The sequence below is a fragment of the Pseudomonas sp. S35 genome, assembly GCF_009866765.1.
Taxonomy (GTDB): domain Bacteria; phylum Pseudomonadota; class Gammaproteobacteria; order Pseudomonadales; family Pseudomonadaceae; genus Aquipseudomonas.
In genome coordinates this window covers 6,078,596-6,103,707 of the sequence record NZ_CP019431.1, presented here as the reverse complement: position 1 = coordinate 6,103,707, position 25,112 = coordinate 6,078,596, and the positions used below count along the sequence as shown (strand labels likewise).

Genomic DNA, 25,112 nt, shown 5'->3' with positions numbered 1-25,112 from the left:
GAAAACATCCCGGGCCAGCGCACCAGCCCGGGGACAACGGAGTTATTTGTCGAGGTACGCTTTTACGGCGCCAAGGCCAGGTTGGCCGTCTACGGTGGTGACACCGGCGAGCCAGGTGTCGAGGACTTGCGGGTTCTTTTTCAGCCATGCCTTGGCGGCGGCGTCGGGCTTCATCTTGTCGTCCAGGACGTTACCCATCAGGGTGCTTTCCATGTTCAAGGTGAACGACAGGTTTTTCAGCAGTTGGCCGACGTTGCTGCATTCCTGGGTGTAGCCCTTGCGGACGTTGGTGTAGATGGTGGCCTGGCCGTAGTTGGGGCCGAACGAATCGTCACCCCCGGTCAGGTACTTCATCTTGAAGCGGGTGTTCATCGGGTGCGGTTCCCAGCCAAGGAACACGATGGCCTGATCGCGCTTGGAGGCGCGCTCAACCTGGGAGAGCATGCCGGCTTCGCTGGACTCGACCACTTTGAAACCGGCGGTTTTCAGGCCGAAAGCGTCTTTGTCGATGAGCGTCTGGATGGTGCGGTTGCCGTCGTTACCCGGCTCGATGCCGTAGATCTTGCCGCCCAACTCATCCTTGAATCTGGCGATATCGGCGAAGTCTTTCAGGCCCTTGTTGTACAGCGCCTCGGGGACCGCCAGGGTGTACTTGGCGTTCTCCAGGTTGGCGCGCACGGTTTCCACGGTGCCGGCATCACGGTACTGCTTGATGTCGTTTTCCATGGTCGGCATCCAGTTGCCGAGGAAGATGTCCATGTTCTTGCCATCGGCCAGGGACTTGTAGGTCACTGGGACCGAAATCATCGTGGTGCGCGGCTTGTAGCCCAGGCCCTTGAGGATTTCGCTGGTGGTCGCGGTGGTGACGGTGATGTCGGTCCAGCCGACATCGGAGAAGTTGACGGTCTTGCACTGTTCCGGTTCTGCAGCGTGCGCCATGACTGGCAGACTCAGCATGGCGGCCAACAACAACGAGGGTGAACCTTTCATCTGGGTAGACTCCTGTGTTTTTTCTGGCGGCCTGCGCCGCGCTTTATAAATGTTGCGGTTGGAGCGTGCGACAACAGCTCTGCCACGGTGCCTTGCAAACGAGTCGAGACTGATCATGTACCAGTGAAAATCTGACGCCTACAGGGGGCGTCGTATCCAGTACAGGGAGGGTCGTATCCAGTGTCGGTGACGTCGCTTACAGGTTTTTCCCAAGGCTAAACCGCAGTTTTTGCCCATCTGCACCGCTGAAAACGGCCAAAACAGGCGGTCGCACGCGAGCGACGCTCGTGAGCATGAGTGCGTCGGTGTGAGACGCCGTACGCGGCGGGAAAAGCTTGATGATGCCGCCATCTGGGCGATCTGAGCGTAGCACCTCGTTCAAGCCTGGCCGTGCTTATCGAGGAGTTCTACCGCAATGGCTATCAGCGTTTTCGACCTGTTCAAGATCGGCATCGGGCCTTCGAGTTCTCACACCGTCGGCCCCATGCGCGCCGCGGCGTTGTTCGTTCAAGGGTTGCGTGAACGTGACATGTTGGAGCAAGTGCGGCGCGTCGAAGTTCAGCTGTACGGCTCGTTGTCGGCCACTGGCATCGGCCACGGCAGCGACACCGCCACCATCATGGGCCTGATGGGGGAGTGGCCGGACACAATTGATCCATCGCAGATCGGCGTGCGCATTCACACCCTGCGCGAAACCGACACCCTGCTGCTGGACGGGCGTTTGCCGGTGCCGTTTGTCTGGGCGCGGGACATGCGCCTGCTCGACGAAAACCTGCCGTTCCATCCCAACGCCATGACCCTGGTGGTGTTCAGCGATGACGGCGAACTGTTCCGCGATACCTACTACTCCGTCGGCGGCGGTTTTGTGGTGGATCAAGCCCAGGCGCAAAGCGGCGTGGCCGATATGGACGGCACCGTACTGCCCTATGACTTTTCCAGCGCGGCCGAGCTGTTGCAGCTGTGCAAGACCCACAACCTGCGCGTCGCCGAATTGATGCTGGCCAACGAAAAGGTCTGGCGCTGCGAAGAAGAAATCCGCAGCGGCCTGATGAAGCTCTGGCGTGCCATGCAGGACTGCGTGGAGCAGGGCCTCAAGCACGAAGGCATCCTGCCCGGCGGCCTGAACGTGCGCCGCCGTGCCGCCAAGCTGCACCGCAGTTTGCAGGAGCTGGGCAAACCCAACGTGATCGGCTCGACCTTGAGCGCGATGGAGTGGGTCAACCTGTTCGCCCTGGCGGTCAACGAAGAAAACGCCGCCGGTGGGCGCATGGTCACCGCCCCCACCAACGGCGCGGCGGGGATCATCCCGGCGGTGCTGCATTACTTTATGAAATTCAGTGAAGAAGTCACCGAGGCCAACGTTGTCGACTACCTGCTCGGTGCGGCGGCGGTGGGCATTCTGTGCAAGAAGAACGCGTCGATCTCCGGCGCCGAAGTCGGTTGCCAGGGCGAGGTGGGGTCCGCCTGCGCAATGGCGGCGGCCGGGCTGGCCGAGATCCTTGGCGCCACGCCGGAGCAACTGTGCAACGCCGCCGAAATCGGCCTGGAGCACAACCTCGGCCTGACCTGCGACCCGGTGGGCGGGCTGGTGCAAGTGCCGTGTATCGAGCGCAATGCGATTGCGGCAGTGAAGGCGATCAACGCCGCGCAAATGGCCTTGCGCGGTGACGGCCAGCACTTTATCTCCCTGGACCGGGTGATCCGCACCATGCGCGATACCGGCGCGGACATGCATGACAAGTACAAAGAGACATCGCGCGGTGGCTTGGCGGTCAGCGCGGTGGAGTGCTGATGAGCTTGTTGTGATGAGTGGGGCCTTTGTGGTGAGCGGGGCAAGCCCGCTCACCACAAGTGAACACACAGACCCCACAGCGCCACTTTTTAGCGCGTCGCAAACAGATAAGTAGCTTGCAAACGATTTCCCCCTCGACCACCCGTCACCCGCGCTTGGGGTGACAGACTTCTCCTACGCCCTCAAAGCGCCTTCCCACAAGTGCTACCGATCTGCTCACGGGGCTCGAATAGGCTATCTCCTACGCCCTTTTGGGACATATCCCGCACTTCCCGCGCGGGCTTATATAGACGCGTCATGAGGTCGTTTTCAGGAGTTATTGAATAGCCATTCAATTTTAGGCACGGCATTTGCTCTATCAATTCAAAGCCTCTCTTCTTTATCGATGAAGAGCGCAATAACAAGAGCCTCGCCTGAGGCCATCACCCGCTTTGTGTGAGGAGATACCGCGATGACGTCGTTCAACTCAGGGGCCCAACCCCAGAACCGTGCGCCTCAATCCATCGGCTTTTTGCTGCTGGACAATTTCACGCTGATTTCCCTGGCGTCGGCTGTGGAGCCGCTGCGCATGGCCAACCAATTGTCCGGTCGCGAGCTGTATCGCTGGACAACCCTGAGTGTCGACGGCAACCAGGTCTGGGCCAGCGACGGTCTGCAAATCACTCCCGATGCTTCCATGCACAAAGCCCCGGCCCTGGACACGGTGATCGTGTGCGGCGGCGTGGGTATCCAACGTACCGTCACCCGTGAACATGTGTCGTGGCTGCAAAGCCAGGCGCGCCAGTCCCGTCGCCTTGGCGCCGTGTGCACCGGCAGTTGGGCCCTGGCCTGCGCCGGTTTGCTCGATGGGTTCGATTGCAGCGTGCACTGGGAATGCCTGGCGTCGATGCAGGAAGCCTTCCCGCGCGTCGCCATGAGCACACGCCTGTTCACCCTCGACCGCAACCGCTTCACCAGCTCCGGCGGCACCGCGCCGTTGGACATGATGCTGCACCTGATCAGCCGCGACCACGGCCGTGAACTGTCGGCCGCCATCTCCGAGATGTTTGTGTACGAGCGCATCCGCAACGAGCAGGACCACCAGCGCGTGCCACTCAAGCACATGCTTGGCACCAACCAGCCGAAGCTGCAGGAAATTGTCGCGCTGATGGAAGCCAACCTGGAAGAGCCGATCGACCTGGACGAACTGGCAGTGTACGTCGCCGTGTCGCGACGCCAGCTGGAGCGCCTGTTCCAGAAATACCTGCACTGCTCGCCGTCGCGCTATTACCTCAAGCTGCGCCTGATCCGTGCGCGGCAGTTGCTCAAGCAGACGCCGATGTCGATCATCGAAGTGGCATCGGTGTGCGGGTTTGTCTCCACGCCGCACTTTTCCAAGTGCTACCGCGAATACTTCGGCATTCCACCACGCGATGAACGCGTCGGTTCCAACACCACCCAACAGGTGGCGATGATGCCGATTCCGCAGGCGCTGGTATTGGCACCGTTGGCGGGGCCGATGTCGGCGTTGAGCCAGGCGCGCAACGAGTCGACTTTTGCCAGTGTGAGGCTCTAGACCGCGTCGCCTGCATCGGGGGCTTGCCCCCGATAGCGGTCTGTCAGGCCCCAGAGTTCTGCTTGAACTGCACCAAAGCCGGCAACAGCTGCTTATCAATCGCCTGACGCACCGCCGGCAAAATCGTCGCGCTGCCGGTGTACATCTGCTCAACCATACCCTTGAGCGCCTTGGCCCGTGCTTCGCTCAAGCCGCGTACCGCACACTCGCAAGCCTGCTCGGCGGTGGCGCCGCTGGAGACTTCGAAGCCCAGTGAGCGCAGTTGGCCCAGCAGGTCATCCTGGTCAATCAAATCCGCATGCATCATGACGTTTATCCTGGTGAGGGGAGCGGGGTCTGACTTCGATTCTGGTAGCCACCCAAGCGGTCGGCAAGGGCTGAATGCACGAATGCCTCAGATGGCTATGAGCATGTCGTTTTCGGGCCATTTGCCGGGCGCACTTACCGGCACACTGAACCCAGGCACACAGCTTGATGGTTTGGTCACCCTCGGGATGTAACGCTCTCACAAGGCACCTCTGCCCCGATCCAGTCACGGCTGGATCGGGGCTTTTTTTGCCGATTATTTTTTAGCGGGTAAACCGATGACCCGGCCGAGCAGGGCGGGCTTGGGCAGGTCGGTCTGTGCGGCGCGCAGGGCGATGATTTTCTCCAGCGTCGCCTCGGTAAACGGCGCCGAATGCGGACCGGCCAGATCCACATGCAAGAGCATCTGCTCGTTGCCCGCCAGCGCCCGCTCTTCGCCCACACGATGCAGGCTGTGATAGAGATGCAGGCGCTTGGCGTCGTGGGCGATCAGTTGCGTGTGCACCTGCACTTCGGCGCCCAGTTTCACCTCGTGCAAGTAGTTCAGGTGCAGTTCCAGGGTGAACAACGAGTGGCCGCTGGCTTCACGGTTGTCGCTGTCCAGGCCCAATGTGTCCATCAGCGCGTCGGTGGCGTAGCTGAAGATCAGCAGGTAGAACGCGTCGCGCAGGTGGCCGTTGTAGTCCACCCAATCGGCGAGGACCGGGGTGGTGTAGGTGGTCAGTGCAGGCATGGTGGGGTTTCCGTTATTCAGCGAAGGTCATGCCGTGTTTGGCCTTGGTGGTTTTCACCGCCTCCAGTACCGCCAGCAGGCAATCATCACGATAGCGCTCCAGCGCCGAAATGCTGTGGGTGCCCAACTGATCGCGGGTGCCATCCACCACGTCGTCGATCAATTTGTCGGTCAGCTCCGGCGCCGGCAGGTAGGTCCACGGCAACTGCAACGCCGGGCCGAACTGCGCCATGAAGTGCCGCATGCCGGCATCGCCGCCCGCCAGGGTATAGGTGAGGAAGGTGCCCATGAACGACCAGCGCAAACCCGCGCCAAAGCGGATGGCATCGTCGATTTCGCCGGTGGTGGCCACGCCGTCATTGACCAGGTGCAGTGCCTCACGCCATAGCGCTTCGAGCAGGCGGTCGGCGATAAAGCCGGGGACTTCCTTGCGCACATGCAGCGGGCGCATGCCGAGGGCCTCGTACACCGTGATCGCGGCCTGGATTGCCTCGGGCGCCGTGTGCTTGCCGCCCACCACTTCCACCAGCGGCAGCAGGTAGACCGGGTTGAACGGATGGCCGACCACACACCGTTGCGGGTGGGTCGAGCCCTCGTAGAACTCACTCGGCAACAGGCCGGAAGTGCTCGAGCCGATCAACGCATTGGGTTTGGCCGCCGCGCTGATCTTGCTGTGCAGTTCCAGTTTCAGTTCCAGGCGTTCGGGGGCGCTTTCCTGGATGAAATCGGCGTCTTTGACGCATTCTTCGATGGTGGCGACAAAGCGCAGGCGATCTTGTGACGCACCGGGTGCCAGGCCCTGTTTTTCGAGGGCGCCCCAGGCATTGGCGACGCGTTTGCGTAGCGCCGCTTCAGCGCCGGGCGCCGGGTCCCACGCCACCACATCCAAGCCGTGGGCCAGGGCGCGGGACACCCAGCCGCTGCCGATAACACCGCTGCCGAGGGCGGCGAAGGTTTTGATTTCTGTGATAAAGCTCATGGCGACGATCCTGAAGTATTCACACATTCTGTTTTGGGAACCGGCTCAAACTGTGGGAGGGAGCAAGCCCGCTCCCATATTTTTTACCCGCGTTTGGTCAGGCCCATCTTGATCCGGCCCTCGGCCGGGGTCATGACCCGCGCGCCCAGGCGGCTGAGGATTTCACTGGCGCGTTCCACCAGTTGGCCATTGGTCGCCAGCACGCCCTTGTCCAGCCACAGGTTGTCCTCCAGCCCGACCCGTACGTTGCCGCCCAGCAGCACCGCCTGCGCCGCCATTGGCATTTGCATGCGGCCGATGCCGAAGCCGGCCCACACCGCGTCGGCGGGCAGGTTGTCGACCATAGCTTTCATGGTGGTGGTGTCGGCCGGTGCGCCCCATGGGATACCCAGGCACAGTTGGAACAGTGGGTTGTCGAGCAGGCCTTCCTTGATCATCTGCTTGGCAAACCACAGGTGGCCGGTGTCGAAGATTTCCAGCTCGGCCTTTACGCCCAGTTCCTGGATGCGTTTGGCGCCGGCGCGCAGTTGCGCCGGCGTGGACACGTAAATGGTGTCGCCATCGCCGAAGTTCAGGGTGCCGCAGTCCAGGGTGCAGATTTCCGGCAGCAGTTCTTCAACGTGGGCCAGGCGCGTGAGCGGGCCGACCAGGTCGGTATTCGGGCCGAACGCCATCGGGTGTTCGCCGCCACCGATCTCCAGGTCGCCGCCCATGCCGGCGGTGAGGTTGACGATGATGTCGATGTCGGCCTCACGGATGCGCTCCATGACTTCGCGGTACAGCGCCACGTCACGGCTGAACTTGCCGGTTTCGGGGTCGCGCACATGGCAGTGCACCACCGTGGCGCCGGCCTTCGCCGCTTCAACTGCAGCGGCCGCGATTTGTTTGGGGGTGACCGGCACGTGTGGGCTTCTGGCGGTCGTGTCGCCAGCACCGGTGAGTGCGCAGGTGATGATGACGTCGTGGTTCATGGGGCGGTTCCTTACGGGCGTGTGATTTCAAGGCGTACGGTGCCGTTCGCAGCCAGGAGCGGCTGCGACACGGTGGTTCAAGTCAGGTTATTTGCTGGTGAGTTGCAGGTTGGCCGCAGCCGGTTTGCCGTCGAAGGTGGTCACGCCGTCCAGCCAGCGCGCCTGGTCTTGCGGGTGATCCTTGAGCCACTGCTTGGCGGATTCCAGAGCGTCCTTGTGATCGAGCAACGGCTGCATCATCCGGCTCTCGTCGGCGGCGGTGAACGTCAGGTTGGTCAGCAGCTTGTGCACGTTGGGGCACTGTGCGGCGTAGGTCGGCGCGGTGACCGTCCACACGCTGGCCATGCCTTCGTTCGGGCCCAGGGCGTCGTCGCTGCCTGTAAGGTAAGTCATCGCCACGTTGACGTTCATCGGGTGCGGCGCCCAGCCGAAGAACACCACGGCTTCCTTGCGGCGCACGGCGCGGTCCACGGCAGCGAGCATGCCGGCCTCACTGGATTCGACCAGTTGGAACTTGCCCAGGCCGAACTGGTTCTTGGCGATCATCGCCTTGATCTGCGTATTGGCGCCCGAACCCGGCTCGATGCCGTAGATCTTGCCGCCCAGCTCTTTGTCGAACTTGGCGATGTCGGCGAAGGTCTTCAGGCCCTTGTCCGCCAGGTAGGTCGGCACGGCGAGGGTGGCACGGGCGTCTTCCAGGCTTGGCTTGTCGAGGACTTTGACTTGCTTGGCGTCGACGAACGGCGTGATGGTCTGGGTCATCAGCGGGTTCCAGTAACCCAGGAACAGGTCCAGCCGCTGGTCGCGGATACCGGCGAAGATGATTTGCTGGGAGGCGCTGGTCTGTTTGGTCTTGTAGCCGAGGCCGTCGAGCAATACTTGGGTCATGGCACTGGTGGCGATGACGTCCGTCCAGTTCACCACGCCCATGCGCACGTTCTGGCATGAAGCGGCATCCGCTGCCATCAGGTTGGTGCTCAAAATGGCGCTGGCGCTGAGTGCAAGCACGCAGCGGCTGATCAGTCGATTCATGGTGGATCCCTCGGCAGGTCGTGATTGTGGGGTCCGGCGTCTTTGTGCGCCGTGCAGCCACGTTACGCAAGCCTGGGGCCGGCAAAACGCACGGCGGCGACCACCTCTTGCACTGCAGCGACCTGCCCCCTTGAATCCGCCCCTGAACGGGAGTATCACAGTGCCACGCTGCCCGTGCGACGAGAGCGCCACCATGTCCCAGGATTTCTACTTTTTGCTGATGCCGGGGTTTTCGGCCATTGGCTTTATCTGCGCGCTGGAACCGCTGCGCGTGGCCAACCGCTTTCGTGGCGAGCTGTACCGCTGGCATGTGCTGAGTGCCGATGGCGGCGCGGTGTTGGCGAGCAATGGTATGTCGGTCAATGTCGACGCCGCCCTGGAACCGCTGAAAAAAGGCGCGACCTTGCTGGTGGTGGCCGGCTTTGAGCCGCTGCAGTTCGCCAGCCCGGCCCTGGAGCACTGGCTGCGGCGCCTCGACCATGACGGCGTGACCCTCGGCGCCATCGACACCGGCGCTTTCGTGCTCGCCGAAGCGGGCCTGCTTGACGGCCATCGCCTGACGCTGCACTGGGAAGCCATCGACGCCTTCAAGGAGTCCTATCCTCACCTGACCGTGACCCAGGAACTGTTCGAGATCGACCGCCGCCGCATCACCTGCGCCGGCGGCACCGCGTCCATCGACCTGATGCTCGACCTGATCGCCCAGGCCCACGGCCCGGAGCTGGCGATCCAGGTCTCCGAACAATTCGTGCTGGGCCGCATCCGCCCGCGCAAAGACCACCAGCGCATGCAGATCGCCACGCGCTACGGCATCAGCAACAAGAAATTGGTGCAGGTGATCGGCGAGATGGAGCAGCACACCGAACCGCCCTTGAGCACCTTGGCCCTGGCCGATGCGATCAAAGTCACCCGACGCCAGTTGGAGCGGCTGTTCCGTCTGCACCTCAACGACACACCGAGCAACTTCTACCTCGGCCTGCGCCTGGAAAAAGCCCGGCAACTGCTGCGCCAGAGCGACATGAGTGTGCTGGAGGTGAGCATTGCGTGTGGGTTTGAGTCGCCGTCGTATTTCACCCGGAGTTATCGGGCGAGGTTTGGCAAGTGCCCACGGGAGGATCGGCGACAGCTTGAAAGCCAACCGACATTACAAGCTATTTAAAAAACGGGTGTCCGAGTTTTCAACGCACACCCGCCGAAATGTTTAATCAGGAATGTTAGTTAGTTTTATATTAACTATATTTTCATTGATATTTGATATGGCATACAACTCCTCATTAATTTGCTCATTTAAGCCTGCGCATATAAGCTCTGAGTCAAATACATTTTCGGTATCAACTGGTTTAAATAGAAAGTTTAAATCTTCTTGTTTGTCGAAAATGTTGCATTGATACTGGTGTGTAGTATCAATGCGCTCGCTAAAAACTATAAGTGGTGAAAGATTAAGGCAGTCTCCCGTCTCTAGATCATATATGTGACATTCGCTTTGACTAAATGGAATCGTCCCGTTATACATCAGTGTGTCAACGAACGGTTGGTTATCTATAGCTGATCTGAATAGCCCTGAAAATTGGTTTCTTCTTAGCCCTGATGCGGAAATTCTTTCAAAGAAGCCAAACATTCTGTCTTGTAGCGCAAGGTTACAGATGTTCATGATTAGCGTGAGGTGTCGATGCGATTCAACCTTTCCGCTCTCAAGTTTCGCGTGTTTGTGGTCGGTGAATTGACTAATTGCTAGTTCGAATTCTGGTTTAAGTTCATTGAATAGCTTTTCGTATTCTCTTGAGAAATGGTTTTTTGTTTTTAAGTTATTTAAACTATGTTCTAAAAGTGCTTTTAATGGTCCCATTGAGCGATGAGCAAATGCATTGAACGCTTTTCCTAATAAACCATGTGCTTTTGCTTCTGATGCCGCAGTGTATGCTGCGAAGCTCAGAGCTGCCTCAAATGCGTCGCGAGCTAAGTCAGTTGCATTTTTTTCATGATTTACTTGTAGATATTTTCGCAAAGGGATTGCAATCGGGTAGGGAAGGTGCGGTAGTATTTTTCTAAGATCTGACCAGCTAGCATCATTTGATCTTCTGGTTATGGTTATTATATTTTGATCTGTCAATTCGCAAATAGAGGAGTTACTTGTCCCAAAGTCGAAACCAATGAAAAACTGATTTTTTTGCGTGTTTGATGAGTCTGAGGTCATATCAATAACAAATGGTTTACCTTCAAATGAAGTTTCTGGTATTTGTTTGTCTGGGTTTCCAGAAGAATAAATAAATCTAGGGGTTGTAGTGCCATCGTCTTTGATAGTCAGTTCAATCTTGGTTTTGCTTTCAAAAAAAGTTTCACCGCGTGTATGGATTTTACTACTTTCTATATTATATCTTTCTTCGATTGATATTTCGCTTGAGTGATCCTGAGGCCTTAAAAAATAGTATTCCAAAATTCTTTTTGGCGGAGATGATAACTTTACTTTCCATGACAGGGGTTCATCAATGAAGTTTTTCAAAGATTGAGCCGAGGGGATAAGATCCCCTTCTTTGGTATTTGTCATGTCAATTTTGTCTTGGATGGATGTAAAGCGTTTGCTTTCCAGTCCTTTCTCATCGGGGTTAAGTATCAGCTTGATTGGGTTGTAAGTTACCGAAATAAATTCGCTGTCATGATCGAAGTAGCGGCGTGCGCATTCGATGGCTAGCCCTTTTGCCACGACCTCTTGGAAAGAAGAACTAAGAGGGAGTGGCTTCGCATGCCCGAGCTCTTCTGAGAAGTCTCTTTCGAGAAGTTTCTCTAATATTCTGATGTTCGATGATCCTCCTGAAATGAGGGTCGACGTAATCGGGCGACCACGCAGTGCTTCTCTCCCTCGGGAGATAACTTGTGATATGGTTTTTTTCAGCTGTTTATCCCAAACTTCGCGCTCAAATACAGTTTTAAATTGGTGTCCAATTAGTTCTGATTCATACCAAGAGGTATCAATAGAAAAAGGATTTTTTGGTAGCTTAATTGACGATTTTTCATAACATATATTATTTTCAATTGACCAGTTAGTTATCTGGTTTGTGATCTTTATTTTCGTGGCTTCAATTTCTTTTTCTATTTTTTCAATATTTTTTATGAATGCTCTTTTTTCCTCGTTCAGTTGATCAAATTTCAGTTCACCTTTCCGATATCTCTGAGCGGTAGTAATGTGTTGTCCAATTTTGCTTTTCGTTGCAGGATCTTCGAAGTCGCGCTTTATTAAATACTCTGCAAGGATCGTATTTATGTAAAACCCGCCAATCGGGATAGATGCAGCTGCAAGGGGTTTAGCATGTTTTCCGCTTTGGCTAATGTCGCCGTTATTCGTGGACTCTATGATGCAAGCGTCAAATGTTCCGCCGCCGAAGTCTATAATTAGCGCTATGTGTTTTATGTTATCTGACAGTTGAGGTGTACGAAGGCCATATCGATAATATTGATAAACAGCAAAAGGTTCCGGCAAAAAATCTATGGAGTCAAAATTGTGAAGTATTCTTTTTATATTATCTCTATAGTTTTTTATCCAGTTTTTTCCGGGTGTTTCGATTTGAAAAGATAACGGCTCTGCAACTATTATTTTTGCATTTATTCGATGGTTTCCATCTTTGGATAAAGTTGCTTTAGTGTGAAGAAGGACGTTGTCAAAAAAAGTTTTAGTCAGCTCAAATGCACTTTTTTCAGTATCTGTATTTGTTGGGAATTTTTTTCGATCTGGAGATGCAGAACCAGCAACAATGTCGCCCAGATCTACTTTAAAATTTCTATTGGCAACATTGCCTACTTTTTCATATTCCTCTGCTGCCGTTCCGATGTGCGCAATATCGTCGTTTTGATAGGTTATTACAGTTGGAATGTAGGTTTCACCGTTGATTTGTTTTAACTGAATTCCGTCAATCCAAATAGTTTTTTCTGTCTTGCTCATTGAAATCACTCTGTTTTAAGTTTCGGATTTTTATTTGAGTGTGGTGATTTTAGATTTTCGGCCGCAATTGCCAAGTAAATCGGTTGGCTCGTGAGTTAGAGGTTTTAAGGGTTTGAGTACTATATTTTGAGCGAGGTTAGAGTGGTTTTTAAAAAGGGTGTGGACTTTGGTGTTCTGGTCCCAGGTTTGGTGACTATTAGTTTTCGCGTTACGCATAATTTAAGCATTCCATTGCTAGTATATGTTTAGTTTGCGGGCGTTAATTTAAATTTTCGATATCTGTTACTTTTGGGGTGCTGTATGCATATACAGTTAAAAATCTAGCTACGCGTAGATATTTTCGCTGAATTTCTGAGATTAATCCGACTAAAAGCATTTTGCCAGTATCAATTTGTATGAGTCGAGGAGCAGTGGGCAATAGAGGTGCTCTAAAGTGTTGCCATTTGGTCATGTAGTGGGTTTCGAAAATCGATTGGTTTCACGTTTGGGAAATTTCAACGTTGTTTAACCGCCATATGAGCTTGCTGGAGGTCAGCATTGCGTGTGGGTTTGAGTCGCCGTCGTATTTCACCCGCAGTTATCGGGCAAGGTTTGCGAAGTGCCCAAGGGAGGATCGGCGACGGGAGGTGGTTTGACGGGCAATTATACTCAATTATACTCAAGACTATAATTTATAGTCCTTTCCATAATTGAGTATAAAACCATGTCCAAGCACAGCGGCTTCGTGTTCCGCCGCCCCGCCCTGGCGCGCAGCATTGCCGATGGTCTTGTGGGGGCCGGTATTCAGGATTTCACCTCCGGCCTGTTTCTCGCCGCGCCGCGCCGTACCGGTAAAAGTACGTTTTTGCGCGAAGACCTCATCCCGGAGTGTCAGTTGCGCAGTTGGCTGGCCGTGTACGTGGATCTGTGGGCCGACAAGGAAAAGGATCCCGCCGAGTTGATCGCCAGCGCCATAGCGGCCGCGCTGGTTCCCTATGAAAAGGGCATTCGCAAACTGGCCAAGAATATTGGCATCGAGAAGCTCAGCTTTCTGCGGACGTTGTCCTGGGATTTCAGCAAGCCGCAATTGCCTGTCGGCGCCACGTTGACCCAAGCGCTGGAATTGCTTCACAGCGCTGCGGAAAAACCCGTCGTATTGGTGATTGATGAAGCGCAGCACGCCTTGACCAGCGATTCGGGCATCAACGCCATGTTCGCGCTCAAAGCGGCCCGGGACCAACTCAACCAAGGTCGTGACGAAGACGGCAGCGGGTTGCATCTGGTGTTCACCGGCTCCAATCGCGACAAGCTGGCCCATTTGGTGCTGGGCAAAAGCCAACCGTTTTTCGGCTCCAGCATCACGCCGTTTCCGTTGCTCGGCAAAGAATTCACCCAGGCCTACACCGTGCACCTCAACGCGCACCTGGCCAAGACCAACCAATTCAACGCGGCCGATATTGATGAAGCTTTTGAGCTGGTGGGCCGGCGTCCCGAGATGTTGCGCACGATCATCGGTGAAGTCGCCCTGGAGCTAGGCGAGGCGAGCAACCTGGGCCAACTGCTGCACAGCCGCGCCGAACTGCTGCGCGCGGGTGTTTGGACCGAGTTCGAAAGCGCCTGGAACGCCCTGACAATCCCGCAGCGTGCGGTGCTGGCGGTGATGGTAGAGCGTTCGCAACACAACGAACCCTTCGCCCCGTTCACCGACAGCACCCTGACGGCGGTCAGCAAGGCGCTGGAGGACATGGGCAGCGACGTGGTGCCGGGCACCCAGACCATTCAGGCCTGTATCGATGCCATGCGCGACAAGGAGTTGGTATGGAAGTCGAGCCGGGGCGGTTATGCCCTGGAGGACAAAACGTTCGGCGACTGGCTGCTGCACAGGCGCCATACACCCCACTAAAAGCAACACACATCCAATGTGGGAGGGGGTTTGCCCTCGATAGCGGTGTGTCAGCCAAAGCTGTATCAACTGACAGTCCGTCATCGGGGGCAAGCCCCCTCCCACAGTAGATTTTCGGTGTGTGTTATTTCTTCAGCAGGGCGGAGCACGCGGTCTTGAAGGCCTCATGCTGATACTTGTTCAGTGTCGCCGGCAGATCAAAGCTGTGCTTCTTGTTTTGCGCATTGATGGTCTGCGGCGACAGCAGCGTCACTTCAACCCCCTCCAGTAATTGAAGCACCCCTTCAATCTTGAACGTCGTCGGGCCGCCGGCGAATTCGCCTTTCTTGCTGCGCTTCTTGATCGCGATGCGGGTGATGGCGTTGGCCTGTACAAACGCCTTCACCTGCGCAGCAAAGGCTTTGACGTTGGCCGCTTCATCGTCGTCGTCCAGGGCGATTTTCTTGGTGGCCAGGGCGACATGGTTCAGCGCCTGGTTATCCAGGGCGGCGATGGCGATGATGGCTTCGCTGCCTTTGATTTCGATGCCGCAAATAGTCATGAAAGGCCTTGGTTCAGAGTAAACGTGGCGGGGATTGTCGCTTATTCCTGGCCAATCGACTCCAGAAATTCCGACCGCTCATCACTCATCCGCGCCAGGCAGTCATTCTGCGCAATCGCGTACGCCTTGGTGCCGGTGACCGCCGGGAAGGTATCCACGGCGCAATCGGCATCACGCAGTTTTTCCCACTTCTGCTGGGCGTCCTTCAGACGAGCGGTAATGTCGGCCAGTTTGGTCTTGTCGCTGCCGTAGGTAGAACCCATGCGTTCGAGCAGGCCCTGATAGTTGTCTTTCAACAATTGTTCGGCGGTGGTTTTGTTGTAGGTGGCGCATTCCAGGGTTTGCTTGTCGTTTTCGATGCCATCGCACGGCGTGCTGTCGGTGTCTTCGGCCGCGTGGACGCCGGTTGCGATGAGTGCCAAAGCCAGGAAAATCGATTTCATTGCGCCATCTCATATCAGGTGATGCGCGAATTCTGGCTCAAGCGTAAGACAAAGAACAGCTGCCAGTCAGAGCTGTCATGTAGGCCTTTGTCGCGGATTGACGCTTTCGGCAATTCCCCTGTCGTTTTTGCACCCGGCTCAGGTTGCCCCTGGGCATATGCTGGCCCCAAAGCGCCGGCAGACGATTCGGCGCATGAATCGCCAATAAGGGGACGCCTGATGAGCCCAGCCGAATTGCACGCCGACAGCATCGTTATCGACGGGCTGATTATTGCCAAGTGGAACCGCGACCTGTTCGAGGACATGCGCAAAGGTGGCCTCACCGCCGCCAACTGCACCGTGTCGGTGTGGGAAGGCTTCCAGGCCACGATCAATAACATCGTTGCCAGCCAGACCCTGATCCGCGAGAACAGCGACCTGGTGATCCCGGTGAAAACCACCGCCGACATCCGTCGCGCCAAGGAACTGGGCAAGACCGGCATCATCTTCGGCTTCCAGAACGCCCATGCGTTTGAAGACCAGCTCGGCTACGTCGAGATCTTCAAGCAGCTCGGCGTCGGTGTGGTGCAGATGTGCTACAACACCCAGAACCTGGTGGGCACCGGTTGCTACGAGCGCGACGGCGGCCTGTCGGGTTTCGGGCGCGAGATCGTCGGTGAGATGAACCGCGTCGGCATCATGTGCGACCTCTCCCACGTCGGTTCCAAAACCAGCGAAGAAGTCATCCTCGAATCGAAAAAGCCGGTGTGCTACTCCCACTGCCTGCCGTCCGGCCTCAAAGAGCACCCGCGCAACAAGTCCGATGAAGAGCTTAAGTTTATTGCCGACCACGGCGGTTTTGTCGGCGTGACCATGTTCGCGCCGTTCCTGGCCAAGGGTATCGATTCGACCATCGACGACTACGCCGAAGCCATCGAATACACCATGAACATCGTCGGCGAAGACGCCATCGGCATCGGTACCGACTTCACCCAGGGTCATGGCCAGGATTTCTTCGAAATGCTGACCCATGACAAGGGCTACGCTCGCCGCCTGACCAGCTTCGGCAAGATCATCAACCCGCTGGGCATCCGCACTGTGGGCGAGTTCCCCAACCTCACCGAAACCCTGCTCAAGCGCGGCCACAGCGAGCGCGTGGTACGCAAGATCATGGGCGAGAACTGGGTCAACGTCCTCAAGGATGTCTGGGGCGAATAAGCCACCGCTGACACTTCTTTAACCCTCGGCCACTCGGCGCCGGGGGCATCCAAACGAATTTTCTGGAGTTAAGTTTCCATGGCCAAAATCGCCCCGCAATTGCCAATCGAAGTCGACAGCGAAACCGGTGTCTGGACCTCCGACGCCCTGCCGATGCTGTACGTGCCGCGCCATTTTTTCGTCAACAACCACATCGGTATCGAAGAAGTGCTGGGCGCCGATGCCTACGCCGAGATCCTCTACAAGGCCGGCTACAAATCTGCCTGGCACTGGTGTGAAAAAGAAGCCGAGTGCCACGGCCTGGAAGGCGTCGCGGTGTTCGAACACTACATGAAGCGCCTGTCGCAACGCGGCTGGGGCCTGTTCAAGACCCAGGACATCGACCTGGACAAAGGCACCGCCAGCGTCACGCTGGAACACTCGGCGTTCGTCTACGTGTACGGCAAGGTCGGGCGCAAAGTGGACTACATGTTCACCGGCTGGTTTGCCGGCGCTATGGACCAGATTCTGCAAGCGCGTGGCAGCACCATTCGCACTGTGGCCGAACAAGTCTACGGAGGCTCCGAAGAGGGCTTTGACTCCGGCCTGTTCACCGTCAAGCCGTTGTAAGCCGAGGACCGTGCCATGGCTTTCGAAGCAATGTTTGCGCCGATCCAGATCGGCAAACTAACCATCCGCAACCGCGTGCTCAGTACCGCCCACGCCGAGGTGTACGCCACCGACGGCGGCATGACCACCGACCGCTATGTGAAGTATTACGAAGAGAAAGCCAAGGGCGGCATTGGCCTGGCGATCTGCGGCGGCTCCTCAGTGGTTGCCATCGACAGCCCCCAGGAATGGTGGAGTTCGGTGAACCTGTCCACCGACCGCATCATCCCGCACTTCCAGAACCTGGCCGACGCCATGCACAAGCATGGCGCCAAGATCATGATCCAGATTACCCACATGGGCCGTCGCTCGCGTTGGGACGGCTTCAACTGGCCGACCCTGATGTCGCCGTCCGGCGTGCGTGAGCCGGTGCACCGCGCCACCTGCAAGACCATCGAGCCGGAAGAGATCTGGCGCGTGATCGGCAACTACGCCAGCGCCGCCAAACGCGCCAAGGCCGGTGGCCTGGACGGTGTGGAACTGTCAGCGGTGCACCAGCACATGATCGACCAGTTCTGGAGCCCGCGGGTCAACAAGCGTACCGACGAATGGGGCGGTACCTTTGAAGGCCGCATGAAGTTCGGTCTGGAAGTCCTCAAAGCGGTGCGCGCTGAGGTCGGTGACGACTTCTGCGTGGGCATGCGCCTGTGCGGTGACGAGTTCCACCCGGACGGCCTGTCCCACGAGGACATGAAGCAGATCGCCAAGTATTACGACGACACCGGCATGCTCGATTTCATCGGCGTGGTGGGCTCGGGTTGCGATACGCACAACACCCTGGCCAACGTGATCCCGAACATGAGCTACCCGCCGGAGCCGTTCCTGCACCTGGCGGCTGGCATCAAGGAAGTGGTCAAGGTTCCAGTGCTGCACGCGCAGAACATCAAGGACCCGAACCAGGCCACGCGCATTCTGGAAGGCGGCTATGTGGACATGGTCGGCATGACCCGTGCGCACATCGCCGACCCGCACCTGATCGCCAAGATCAAGATGGGCCAGATCGACCAGATCAAACAGTGCGTCGGCGCCAACTACTGCATCGACCGCCAGTACCAGGGCCTGGATGTGCTGTGCATCCAGAACGCCGCGACCTCCCGTGAATACATGGGCGTGCCGCACATCATCGAGAAATCCACCGGACCGAAACGTAAAGTCGTGGTGGTCGGTGCCGGCCCGGCCGGGATGGAAGCGGCGCGTGTTGCCGCCGAACGTGGCCACGACGTGACCCTGTTCGAGAAGAAAGAATTCATCGGCGGGCAGATCACAACCGCTTCCAAGGCGCCGCAGCGCGACCAGATCGCCGGCATCACCCGTTGGTTCCAGCTGGAACTGGCACGCTTGAAAGTCGACCTGCGCCTGGGCGTTGCCGCTGACGCAGACACCATCCTGGACCTGCGTCCGGACGTGGTGGTGCTGGCGGTCGGCGGGCATCCGTTTATCGAGCAGAACGAACACTGGGGCGCGGCCGAAGGCCTGGTGGTGAGTAGCTGGGACGTGCTCGACGGCAAAGTTGCGCCGGGCAAGAACGTGCTGGTCTACGACACCATCTGTGAATTCACCGGCATGTCGGTGGCGGACTTTTTGGCCGACAAAGGCTGCCAGGTGGAAATCGTCACCGACGACATCAAGCCGGGCGTGGCGATTGGCGGTACGTCGTTCCCCACCTACTACCGCAGCATGTACCCCAAAGAAGTGATCATGACCGGCGACATGATGCTGGAAAAGGTCTACCGCGAAGGCGACAAGCTGGTGGCGGTGCTGGAGAACGAATACACCGGCGCCAAAGAAGAGCGGGTAGTGGACCAGGTGGTGGTCGAGAACGGCGTGCGTCCGGACGAAGCCATCTACTACGGGCTCAAGGAAGGGTCGCGCAACAAGGGCCAGATCGACGTTGAAGCCTTGTTCGCGATCAAGCCACAGCCGTGCTTGAGCGAGGCGGGCGAGGGGTACTTGCTGTTCCGCATCGGTGACTGTGTGGCGCAGCGCAATACCCACGCTGCGATCTATGACGCCCTGCGCCTGTGCAAGGATTTCTAAGCCGCACACGGTCGAAAAATGTGGGAGGGGGCTTGCCCCCGATAGCGGAGTGTCAGTTGATACAGCTGTAGCTGACCCACTGCTATCGGGGGCAAGCCCCCTCCCACATTAAAGGCCAGTTTCACTTTAGATTTGTGTGGTCTGTGGGAGCTTCACCATGTTGAACACCTTGCTGCCTATTCTCTTGTTTGCCGCCCTGGGCCTTGCCGTCCTCGGCGCCCTGCGCCGGGTGAACATGTGGCGCCGTGGCCGCGCATCCAAAGTCGACCTGCTGGGCGGCCTGCTGGCCATGCCCAAGCGCTACATGGTCGATTTGCACCACGTGGTCGCCCGCGATAAATACATCGCCAACACCCACGTCGCGACCGCCCTGGGCTTTGTACTGTCGGCGTTGCTGGCGATTCTGGTGCATGGCTTCGGCCTGCAAAACCGCATCCTTGGTTACGCCTTGCTGCTGGCTTCGGTGCTGATGTTTGTCGGCGCCACGTTTGTGTACCTGCGTCGGCGCAACCCGCCGTCGCGCCTGTCCAAGGGCCCCTGGATGCGCCTGCCGAAAAGCCTGATGGCGTTCTCGGTGAGCTTCTTCGTGCTGACCTTGCCCGTGGCCGGGATTCTGCCGGCGGACTTCGGCGGCTGGCTGCTGGCCGCGCTGTTGAGCGTGGGGGTGCTGTGGGGCGTGTCCGAAATGTTCTTCGGCATGACCTGGGGCGGCCCGATGAAACACGCCTTCGCCGGTGCCCTGCACCTGGCCTGGCACCGTCGCGCCGAACGCTTTGGTGGTGGCCGCTCCACCGGTTTGAAACCGCTGGACCTCAGCGATAAATCCGCGCCGCTGGGCGTGGAGAAACCCAAGGATTTCACCTGGAACCAACTGCTCGGCTTCGACGCCTGCGTGCAGTGCGGCAAGTGCGAAGCGGCGTGCCCGGCTTTCGCTGCCGGCCAGCCGCTGAACCCGAAAAAACTCATCCAGGACATGGTGGTTGGCCTGGCCGGCGGCACCGATGCCAAGTTCGCCGGCAGCCCGTATCCGGGTAAAGCCATTGGCGAACACAGCGGCAACCCACACCAGCCCATCGTCAACGGCCTGGTGGACGCCGAGACCCTGTGGTCGTGCACCACCTGCCGTGCCTGTGTGGAAGAGTGCCCGATGATGATCGAGCACGTGGACGCCATCGTCGACATGCGCCGCCACCTCACCCTGGAAAAAGGCGCCACGCCGAACAAGGGCGCCGAAGTCCTGGAAAACCTGATCGCCACCGACAACCCCGGCGGTTTCGCACCGGGCGGTCGCCTCAACTGGGCGGCGGATTTGAACCTGCCGTTGCTCAGCGACAAAGGCAGCGTTGACGTACTGTTCTGGGTCGGCGACGGCGCCTTCGACATGCGCAACCAACGCACCCTGCGCGCCTTCGTCAAAGTGCTCAAAGCTGCCAAGGTCGACTTCGCTGTGCTCGGCCTGGAAGAACGCGACAGCGGTGACGTCGCCCGTCGCCTGGGCGATGAAGCGACCTTCCAACTGCTGGCCACCCGCAATATCCAGACCCTGGCCAAGTACAGTTTCAAGCGCATCGTCACTTGCGACCCCCACAGCTTCCATGTGCTGAAAAACGAGTACGGCGCCTTCAACGGCAACTACCGCGTGCAGCACCACAGCACTTTCATGGCCGAGCTGATTGGCGACGGCGCACTGAACCTGGGCCAGCACAAAGGCAGCAGCGTGACCTATCACGACCCGTGCTACCTGGGCCGCTACAACGGCGAATACGAGGCACCGCGCCAAGTGCTGCGGGCGCTGGGCATTGAGGTCAAGGAGATGCAACGCTCGGGCTTCCGTTCGCGCTGCTGCGGCGGTGGCGGCGGGGCGCCGATCACGGACATTCCTGGCAAGCAACGTATCCCCGACATGCGTATGGACGATATCCGCGAGACCGGCGCCGAGCTGGTGGCAGTTGGTTGCCCGCAATGCACGGCGATGCTTGAAGGAGTGGTCGAACCACGCCCGTTGATCAAGGACATTGCCGAACTGGTGGCCGACGCGTTGCTTGAAGACTCTGCGCCGGCGAAAGCGCCTAAACGTGAACCTGCGGAGGTGCACTGATGAGCGACATTATCCGCCGCGACCCACGGGCTCAATGGATCGCCCGTAACCGTCTGCACCCGCTTCACGCGGCGATGCAGCCAGTGCAACACAGCTGGATGGGGCCGAACGGCGTTATCCGCAAAAACGTACATGGCGTCGGTTTTATCGGCCCCAACGGCATCAAGCGCATCGACCGCAGCGGCGCCCAGCAGGGCGGCGCGGCCAAACGCACGGCGGCGGTGGAGGTGCAGTTGCCGCTGCATCAGGTGCCGCAGCCTGCGTTCTACATCAACGTGGTGCCGGACATGGTCGGCGGCCGCCTGAGCAGCCACGACCGTGACCTGCTCGGCCTGGCGCGACAACTGGCCGGTAACGACGGCGCGGTGTTGGCGGTGGTGTTTGGCGAGCACAAAGAAAGTGCCTTCGCGACGGCCGGTGTCGACCGGCTGCTGGTGCTGGAGGGTCATGAGTTCGACGGTTATTCACCCGAGCAACGCGTGCAGGGTTTGCGGGCGGTGGATATCCAGTTCAACCCACGCCATTGGTTGCTGCCCGACAGCCGCAGTGGCGGCGGTGAGTTGGGGCGGCGGTTTGCCGCGAGCCTCAAGGAACGTCCGGCCACGCGGGTGTGGCAGATCAAGGGTGACGAGTGCATCGGCCGCGCCGGCGCCGGCCAGGAAGACTTGGCGCGGCCATTGTCACGCCTGATCCTCGCCGCCGTCGAATGTGCCGATCCGGTCAGCGACACCCGCCATGAAGTCTTGCCCGTGGAGTTATCCACACCCCTGGCCCGCAGCCTGCCGCGTATCGAAGACCTCGGCGCGGTGGCGGTGGACCCGGCGGCGATTCCCATGGCCGAGGCGGAGTTTATTTTCTCTGGCGGCAACGGCGTGAAGGATTGGAACCTGTTCCACCAGACCGCCGCCGCCTTGGGCGCCACCGAAGGCGCATCGCGGGTGGCGGTGGACGACGGCTTTATGGCCCGCGATCGCCAGGTCGGCGCCAGTGGCACCTGGGTCACTGCACGGGTGTATGTGGCTGTGGGGATTTCCGGGGCGATCCAGCACCTGCAAGGCATCGGTGCCTGCGACAAAGTGGTGGCGATCAACCTCGATCCGGGTTGCGACATGATCAAGCGTGCCGACCTGTCGGTGATCGGCGAAAGTGCCGCGATACTGCAAGCCTTGATCGATGCGGTCGAGGCATACCGCAACGGCGCCAAGCGCGATGCGGCTTAGGGACATGACTATGACCACGAATGTAATCAGCCTGGTATCCATCGGCGCCCACCCCACCTCCGGGCGCCCGCGCCGCGCAGAGCAGGATGCACGCGCCGTCGAACTCGGCCTGCAAATGGCTGGGGACACGTTGCAGGTGCTGCACGCCGGCAACATCGCCGAACCGACCTTGCGCAGCTACCTGGGCATGGGTTTGCCGCAACTGCACGTGCTTGAACAACCGGCCGGTGCCGACGCGTTGCCGGTGCTCAGTGACTATCTGCGCGACGCCGGTGCCCACGTGGTACTCACCGGCAGCCAGGCCGAAACCGGTGAAGGTTCCGGCATGTTGCCGTTCCTGCTCGCTGAACAACTGGGCTGGCCGCTGATTGTCGGGCTGGCCCAGGTGGAGTCCATCGAAGGTGGCGTGGCCCATGTACTGCAAGCCTTGCCGCGTGGCCAGCGGCGGCGCTTGAAGGTGCGCTTGCCGTTTTTGGCGACGGTGGATAACGCCGCGCCCAAGCCTCGGCAAAGTGCATATGGGCCGGCGCAGCGCGGTGACTTGGCGGCCCATGAAGTCGAGGTTCAAGCCGATGAGTTATTCACCGGCGCCGTGCTGCAACCGGCCAAGCCTCGGCCCAAACGGCTCAAGGTGATCAAGGCCAAGAGCGGCGCCGACCGCATGAAGGCGGCCACGGCCAAGGCCAGTGGTGGCGGGGGGCAGGTGCTCAAGGGTGTGAGCGCCGAGGAAGGCGCCCAGGCCATTCTCAAGTTGCTGATCGAGGAAGGCGTGGTGCGCTAACCCACCAACACCGCCCCTGCGACATTGGATTTTCATTGGGGCGAAGATTCTGGGACAGGCTTGGGCACCAGGTCCGGCAACGGGGGTGGTAAGGGTTGCCAGGTGGCGTCCGGCTGTTGCATCGGTGGTGGCAGGGCCGGTGTGGGGTCGCCGCCAATCGGCTTGAGGATCATCTTCTCGGTGGTATCGCGCAGGATCATGCCCTGCGTTGAACTGCGCGCCTCGGTGCCGCTGTGAAAGGTGCTGATCTGGGAAATCGGCAGGTCCAGGTTGCGTTCGATCCTCGGCGTGAGCAGCAGGATGATCTCGGTTTTCTGCTGGGTATTCTGGTTCGTGCCGAACAGCTTCTTGCCGATCCACGGGATCTGGCTCAACCACGGCAGTCCCGAGCCTTCGTCGATGTCGGCGGTGCGGATCAGCCCCGAGACGATCTGGGTTTCATTGTTGCGGGCGGTCAGCAGGGTCTTGGTGGCGCGTGAGCCCAGCTCGAAGGTGGCCGGTACGTTTTCCGAGCCGGGAATGCGCTTGGTGATATGGCTCATTTCCACGTTCAACTCCAGGTTCACCTCATCGCTCAGGCTGATGTTGGGCTTGACCGTGATCTGCAACCCCACGTCCTGGTAAGACACCGACGAGGTAGTGATCTGGTTGGCCGTGGTGGTGGTGACCACCGGGATCTTGTCGCCGATATTCACCTGGGCTTCTTCGCGGTTGCGCACCCGTACCCTGGGGTTGGCCAGGGTCACGGTGTTGCCGCTGCGCTGCAGCATATTGATGCGCGCCGAGGTGCTGCCGGAATCGAGCAGGATGTTGTCGCCATTGATCCCGCGCAACGCGCTGATCGGGATGCCCGCCAGCCCCGCAGGCACGTTGGCGAGGTTGCCCACGGACAGGCCGACGCTTTCCGGGTACTGGATGCCCAGGTTCAATTCGTCGGTCAGGCTGACCTCTAGCACCTGGATGTCGATGGTCACTTCCGACTGCGCGATATCAATGGCTTCCACCAGTTTTTCCACCGCGCTGAGGGTGTCCAGGCCATCGCGCACGATCACCGCATTCAGGCGCTCGTCCACCAACACTTCCTTGGGCTTGAGCACCTGCTTGATCTCGGCGGCGATGACCTTGGGGTCGCCATGGCTGAGGTAGAAGGTGCGCACGGCCAGTTCGCGGTATTCACGTTCTTTATCCGGGCGTCGTGGGTAAACCAGGATGGTGTTGGCGTTGAGGATTTTCTTGTCCAGCCCTTGGGTGGTCAGCAGCAGGTTCAGCGCGTCTTCGGCGGTGGTGCGGCTGGCGGTCATGCTCGCCGAAGCGCTGGGATTGACGTCTTTGTCGATGACGAAGTTGACCCCCGACAGGCGCGCAATGGTCTCGAAAATCGTGGTCAGGCTCTGGGCGCTGAACTCCAGGCTCAGGGGTTTGCGCATGGCTTCGGAGAGGTCAGCGCTGAGGTAATCGGCGCTCACCAGTTCGCGGGTCAAGGCATTGCGAAAGTCCAGCGCCTCCCGGTAGTTGGGCTTTTGCGCGATGATCTGGCGCACCAGGTTGAGCGCTTCCACCGGGTTGGCGCGTTTCATTTCGTAGGCCCGGGCCAGTTGCGGGCGCAGGTGTTTCATCGCCTGGATGCTCTGGATTTCCTGGCGCGCACCGAGGTTGCCGGGGTCGTATTTAAGGATGGTTTGCAGGGCGCGAATGGCGCCGGCGTCGTCGCCGCGCATCAGGGCGGCGCTGGCCTCGCGGCTGTATTGGGCGACCAGCAATTCCAGTTTGCCGAACTGGGCCGTGCGCAGCTGAATATTGTCGGGGTCGGTCCTGGCCTCGGTTTGCAGCACTTCGACCGAGCGCACAATGTCGCCCTGTTGGCGCAACTCATCGCTGTGCTTGATGGTGCGTTCGGTCTGGCAGCCGCTCAGCCCGATCAAGGCCAGGCTCAAGGGAATCCACGTACGTATCGCCATGATCCTGTCCTGCCC

General features: G+C 58.8%; 21 protein-coding genes. 11 read left to right on the top strand and 10 right to left on the bottom strand.

Translation table 11 applies throughout. From position 1 onward, the window contains the following. Nucleotides 1–42: 42 nt before the first annotated feature. A complete protein-coding gene (locus PspS35_RS27630; protein WP_159937582.1) occupies nucleotides 43–990 on the bottom strand; it encodes a choline ABC transporter substrate-binding protein in 948 nt (315 codons plus the stop codon). 415 nt (nucleotides 991–1,405) lie between these two features. Here PspS35_RS27630 and PspS35_RS27625 point away from each other — a divergent pair, with 415 nt between their 5' ends. Together PspS35_RS27625 and PspS35_RS27620 are read left to right on the top strand one after the other, a co-directional pair. Further along, nucleotides 1,406–2,782, top strand: coding sequence for an L-serine ammonia-lyase (locus tag PspS35_RS27625; protein ID WP_159937581.1), 1,377 nt, complete (start codon nucleotides 1,406–1,408; stop codon nucleotides 2,780–2,782). A gap of 451 nt (nucleotides 2,783–3,233) precedes the next feature. Continuing rightward, nucleotides 3,234–4,337, top strand: a complete 1,104-nt coding sequence (locus tag PspS35_RS27620; RefSeq protein WP_099585767.1) for a GlxA family transcriptional regulator — start codon at nucleotides 3,234–3,236, stop codon at nucleotides 4,335–4,337. 43 nt (nucleotides 4,338–4,380) lie between these two features. Here PspS35_RS27620 and PspS35_RS27615 read toward each other — a convergent pair whose 3' ends face one another. The 5 genes from PspS35_RS27615 to PspS35_RS27595 all read right to left on the bottom strand — a co-directional run bounded on the left by PspS35_RS27615 (nucleotide 4,381) and on the right by PspS35_RS27595 (nucleotide 8,358). Continuing rightward, complete coding sequence (locus PspS35_RS27615) at nucleotides 4,381–4,644, bottom strand: hypothetical protein (protein ID WP_010207120.1); 264 nt, start codon at nucleotides 4,642–4,644, stop codon at nucleotides 4,381–4,383. A gap of 255 nt (nucleotides 4,645–4,899) precedes the next feature. Then, nucleotides 4,900–5,376 carry a thioesterase family protein gene (locus PspS35_RS27610; protein WP_159937580.1) on the bottom strand — a complete coding sequence of 159 codons (477 nt, stop codon included), beginning with the start codon at nucleotides 5,374–5,376 and terminating at the stop codon, nucleotides 4,900–4,902. Between the two features lie 13 nt (nucleotides 5,377–5,389). Further along, nucleotides 5,390–6,355 (bottom strand): L-carnitine dehydrogenase, encoded by a 966-nt coding sequence (locus PspS35_RS27605; RefSeq protein WP_159937579.1) that lies wholly within the window; start codon nucleotides 6,353–6,355, stop codon nucleotides 5,390–5,392. Nucleotides 6,356–6,438: 83 nt separating this feature from the next. Further along, entirely contained in the window at nucleotides 6,439–7,326 is an 888-nt protein-coding gene (locus tag PspS35_RS27600) for a 3-keto-5-aminohexanoate cleavage protein (RefSeq protein WP_159937578.1), read from the bottom strand. Nucleotides 7,327–7,413: 87 nt separating this feature from the next. Then, on the bottom strand, nucleotides 7,414–8,358 hold the full coding sequence (locus tag PspS35_RS27595; RefSeq protein WP_159937577.1) for a choline ABC transporter substrate-binding protein: 945 nt from the start codon (nucleotides 8,356–8,358) through the stop codon (nucleotides 7,414–7,416). Between the two features lie 193 nt (nucleotides 8,359–8,551). On the opposite strand from PspS35_RS27595, the gene PspS35_RS27590 reads away from it, so the two are divergent. Further along, nucleotides 8,552–9,517, top strand: a complete 966-nt coding sequence (locus PspS35_RS27590) for a GlxA family transcriptional regulator (RefSeq protein WP_174244846.1) — start codon at nucleotides 8,552–8,554, stop codon at nucleotides 9,515–9,517. Nucleotides 9,518–9,559: 42 nt separating this feature from the next. Here the strand turns inward: PspS35_RS27590 and PspS35_RS27585 are convergent, their stop codons facing one another. Next, nucleotides 9,560–12,292 (bottom strand): hypothetical protein, encoded by a 2,733-nt coding sequence (locus PspS35_RS27585; protein WP_159937575.1) that lies wholly within the window; start codon nucleotides 12,290–12,292, stop codon nucleotides 9,560–9,562. Between the two features lie 467 nt (nucleotides 12,293–12,759). On the opposite strand from PspS35_RS27585, the gene PspS35_RS27580 reads away from it, so the two are divergent. Further along, nucleotides 12,760–12,927: a helix-turn-helix domain-containing protein gene (locus PspS35_RS27580; RefSeq protein ID WP_342795422.1), complete on the top strand. Its 168-nt coding sequence runs from the start codon at nucleotides 12,760–12,762 to the stop codon at nucleotides 12,925–12,927. Between the two features lie 68 nt (nucleotides 12,928–12,995). Continuing rightward, nucleotides 12,996–14,174, top strand: a complete 1,179-nt coding sequence (locus tag PspS35_RS27575) for an AAA family ATPase (RefSeq protein ID WP_159937574.1) — start codon at nucleotides 12,996–12,998, stop codon at nucleotides 14,172–14,174. Nucleotides 14,175–14,298: 124 nt separating this feature from the next. Here PspS35_RS27575 and PspS35_RS27570 read toward each other — a convergent pair whose 3' ends face one another. Both PspS35_RS27570 and PspS35_RS27565 read right to left on the bottom strand, forming a co-directional pair. Next, entirely contained in the window at nucleotides 14,299–14,715 is a 417-nt protein-coding gene (locus tag PspS35_RS27570) for a DUF3010 family protein (RefSeq protein WP_159937573.1), read from the bottom strand. A gap of 41 nt (nucleotides 14,716–14,756) precedes the next feature. Next, on the bottom strand, nucleotides 14,757–15,158 hold the full coding sequence (locus PspS35_RS27565; protein ID WP_032884009.1) for a lysozyme inhibitor LprI family protein: 402 nt from the start codon (nucleotides 15,156–15,158) through the stop codon (nucleotides 14,757–14,759). Between the two features lie 219 nt (nucleotides 15,159–15,377). Between PspS35_RS27565 and PspS35_RS27560 the strand changes: the two genes are divergently transcribed. From PspS35_RS27560 to PspS35_RS27535, 6 genes are all read left to right on the top strand, one after another. Then, nucleotides 15,378–16,355 (top strand): dipeptidase, encoded by a 978-nt coding sequence (locus tag PspS35_RS27560; RefSeq protein WP_003176573.1) that lies wholly within the window; start codon nucleotides 15,378–15,380, stop codon nucleotides 16,353–16,355. Nucleotides 16,356–16,433: 78 nt separating this feature from the next. Further along, a complete protein-coding gene (locus PspS35_RS27555) occupies nucleotides 16,434–16,964 on the top strand; it encodes a DUF5943 domain-containing protein (RefSeq protein ID WP_159937572.1) in 531 nt (176 codons plus the stop codon). Nucleotides 16,965–16,979: 15 nt separating this feature from the next. Next, entirely contained in the window at nucleotides 16,980–19,040 is a 2,061-nt protein-coding gene (dgcA, locus tag PspS35_RS27550) for a dimethylglycine demethylation protein DgcA (RefSeq protein WP_159937571.1), read from the top strand. 157 nt (nucleotides 19,041–19,197) lie between these two features. Then, entirely contained in the window at nucleotides 19,198–21,138 is a 1,941-nt protein-coding gene (gene dgcB / locus PspS35_RS27545; protein ID WP_159937570.1) for a dimethylglycine demethylation protein DgcB, read from the top strand. Continuing rightward, complete coding sequence (locus PspS35_RS27540) at nucleotides 21,138–22,358, top strand: electron transfer flavoprotein subunit alpha/FixB family protein (RefSeq protein WP_159937569.1); 1,221 nt, start codon at nucleotides 21,138–21,140, stop codon at nucleotides 22,356–22,358. Before dgcB ends, PspS35_RS27540 begins: the two co-directional genes overlap by 1 nt. A 10-nt stretch (nucleotides 22,359–22,368) precedes the next feature. After that, nucleotides 22,369–23,139, top strand: coding sequence for an electron transfer flavoprotein subunit beta (locus tag PspS35_RS27535; protein WP_159937568.1), 771 nt, complete (start codon nucleotides 22,369–22,371; stop codon nucleotides 23,137–23,139). 32 nt (nucleotides 23,140–23,171) lie between these two features. Here the strand turns inward: PspS35_RS27535 and PspS35_RS27530 are convergent, their stop codons facing one another. Further along, nucleotides 23,172–25,097, bottom strand: a complete 1,926-nt coding sequence (locus PspS35_RS27530) for a secretin N-terminal domain-containing protein (RefSeq protein ID WP_159937567.1) — start codon at nucleotides 25,095–25,097, stop codon at nucleotides 23,172–23,174. Nucleotides 25,098–25,112: the final 15 nt, after the last annotated feature.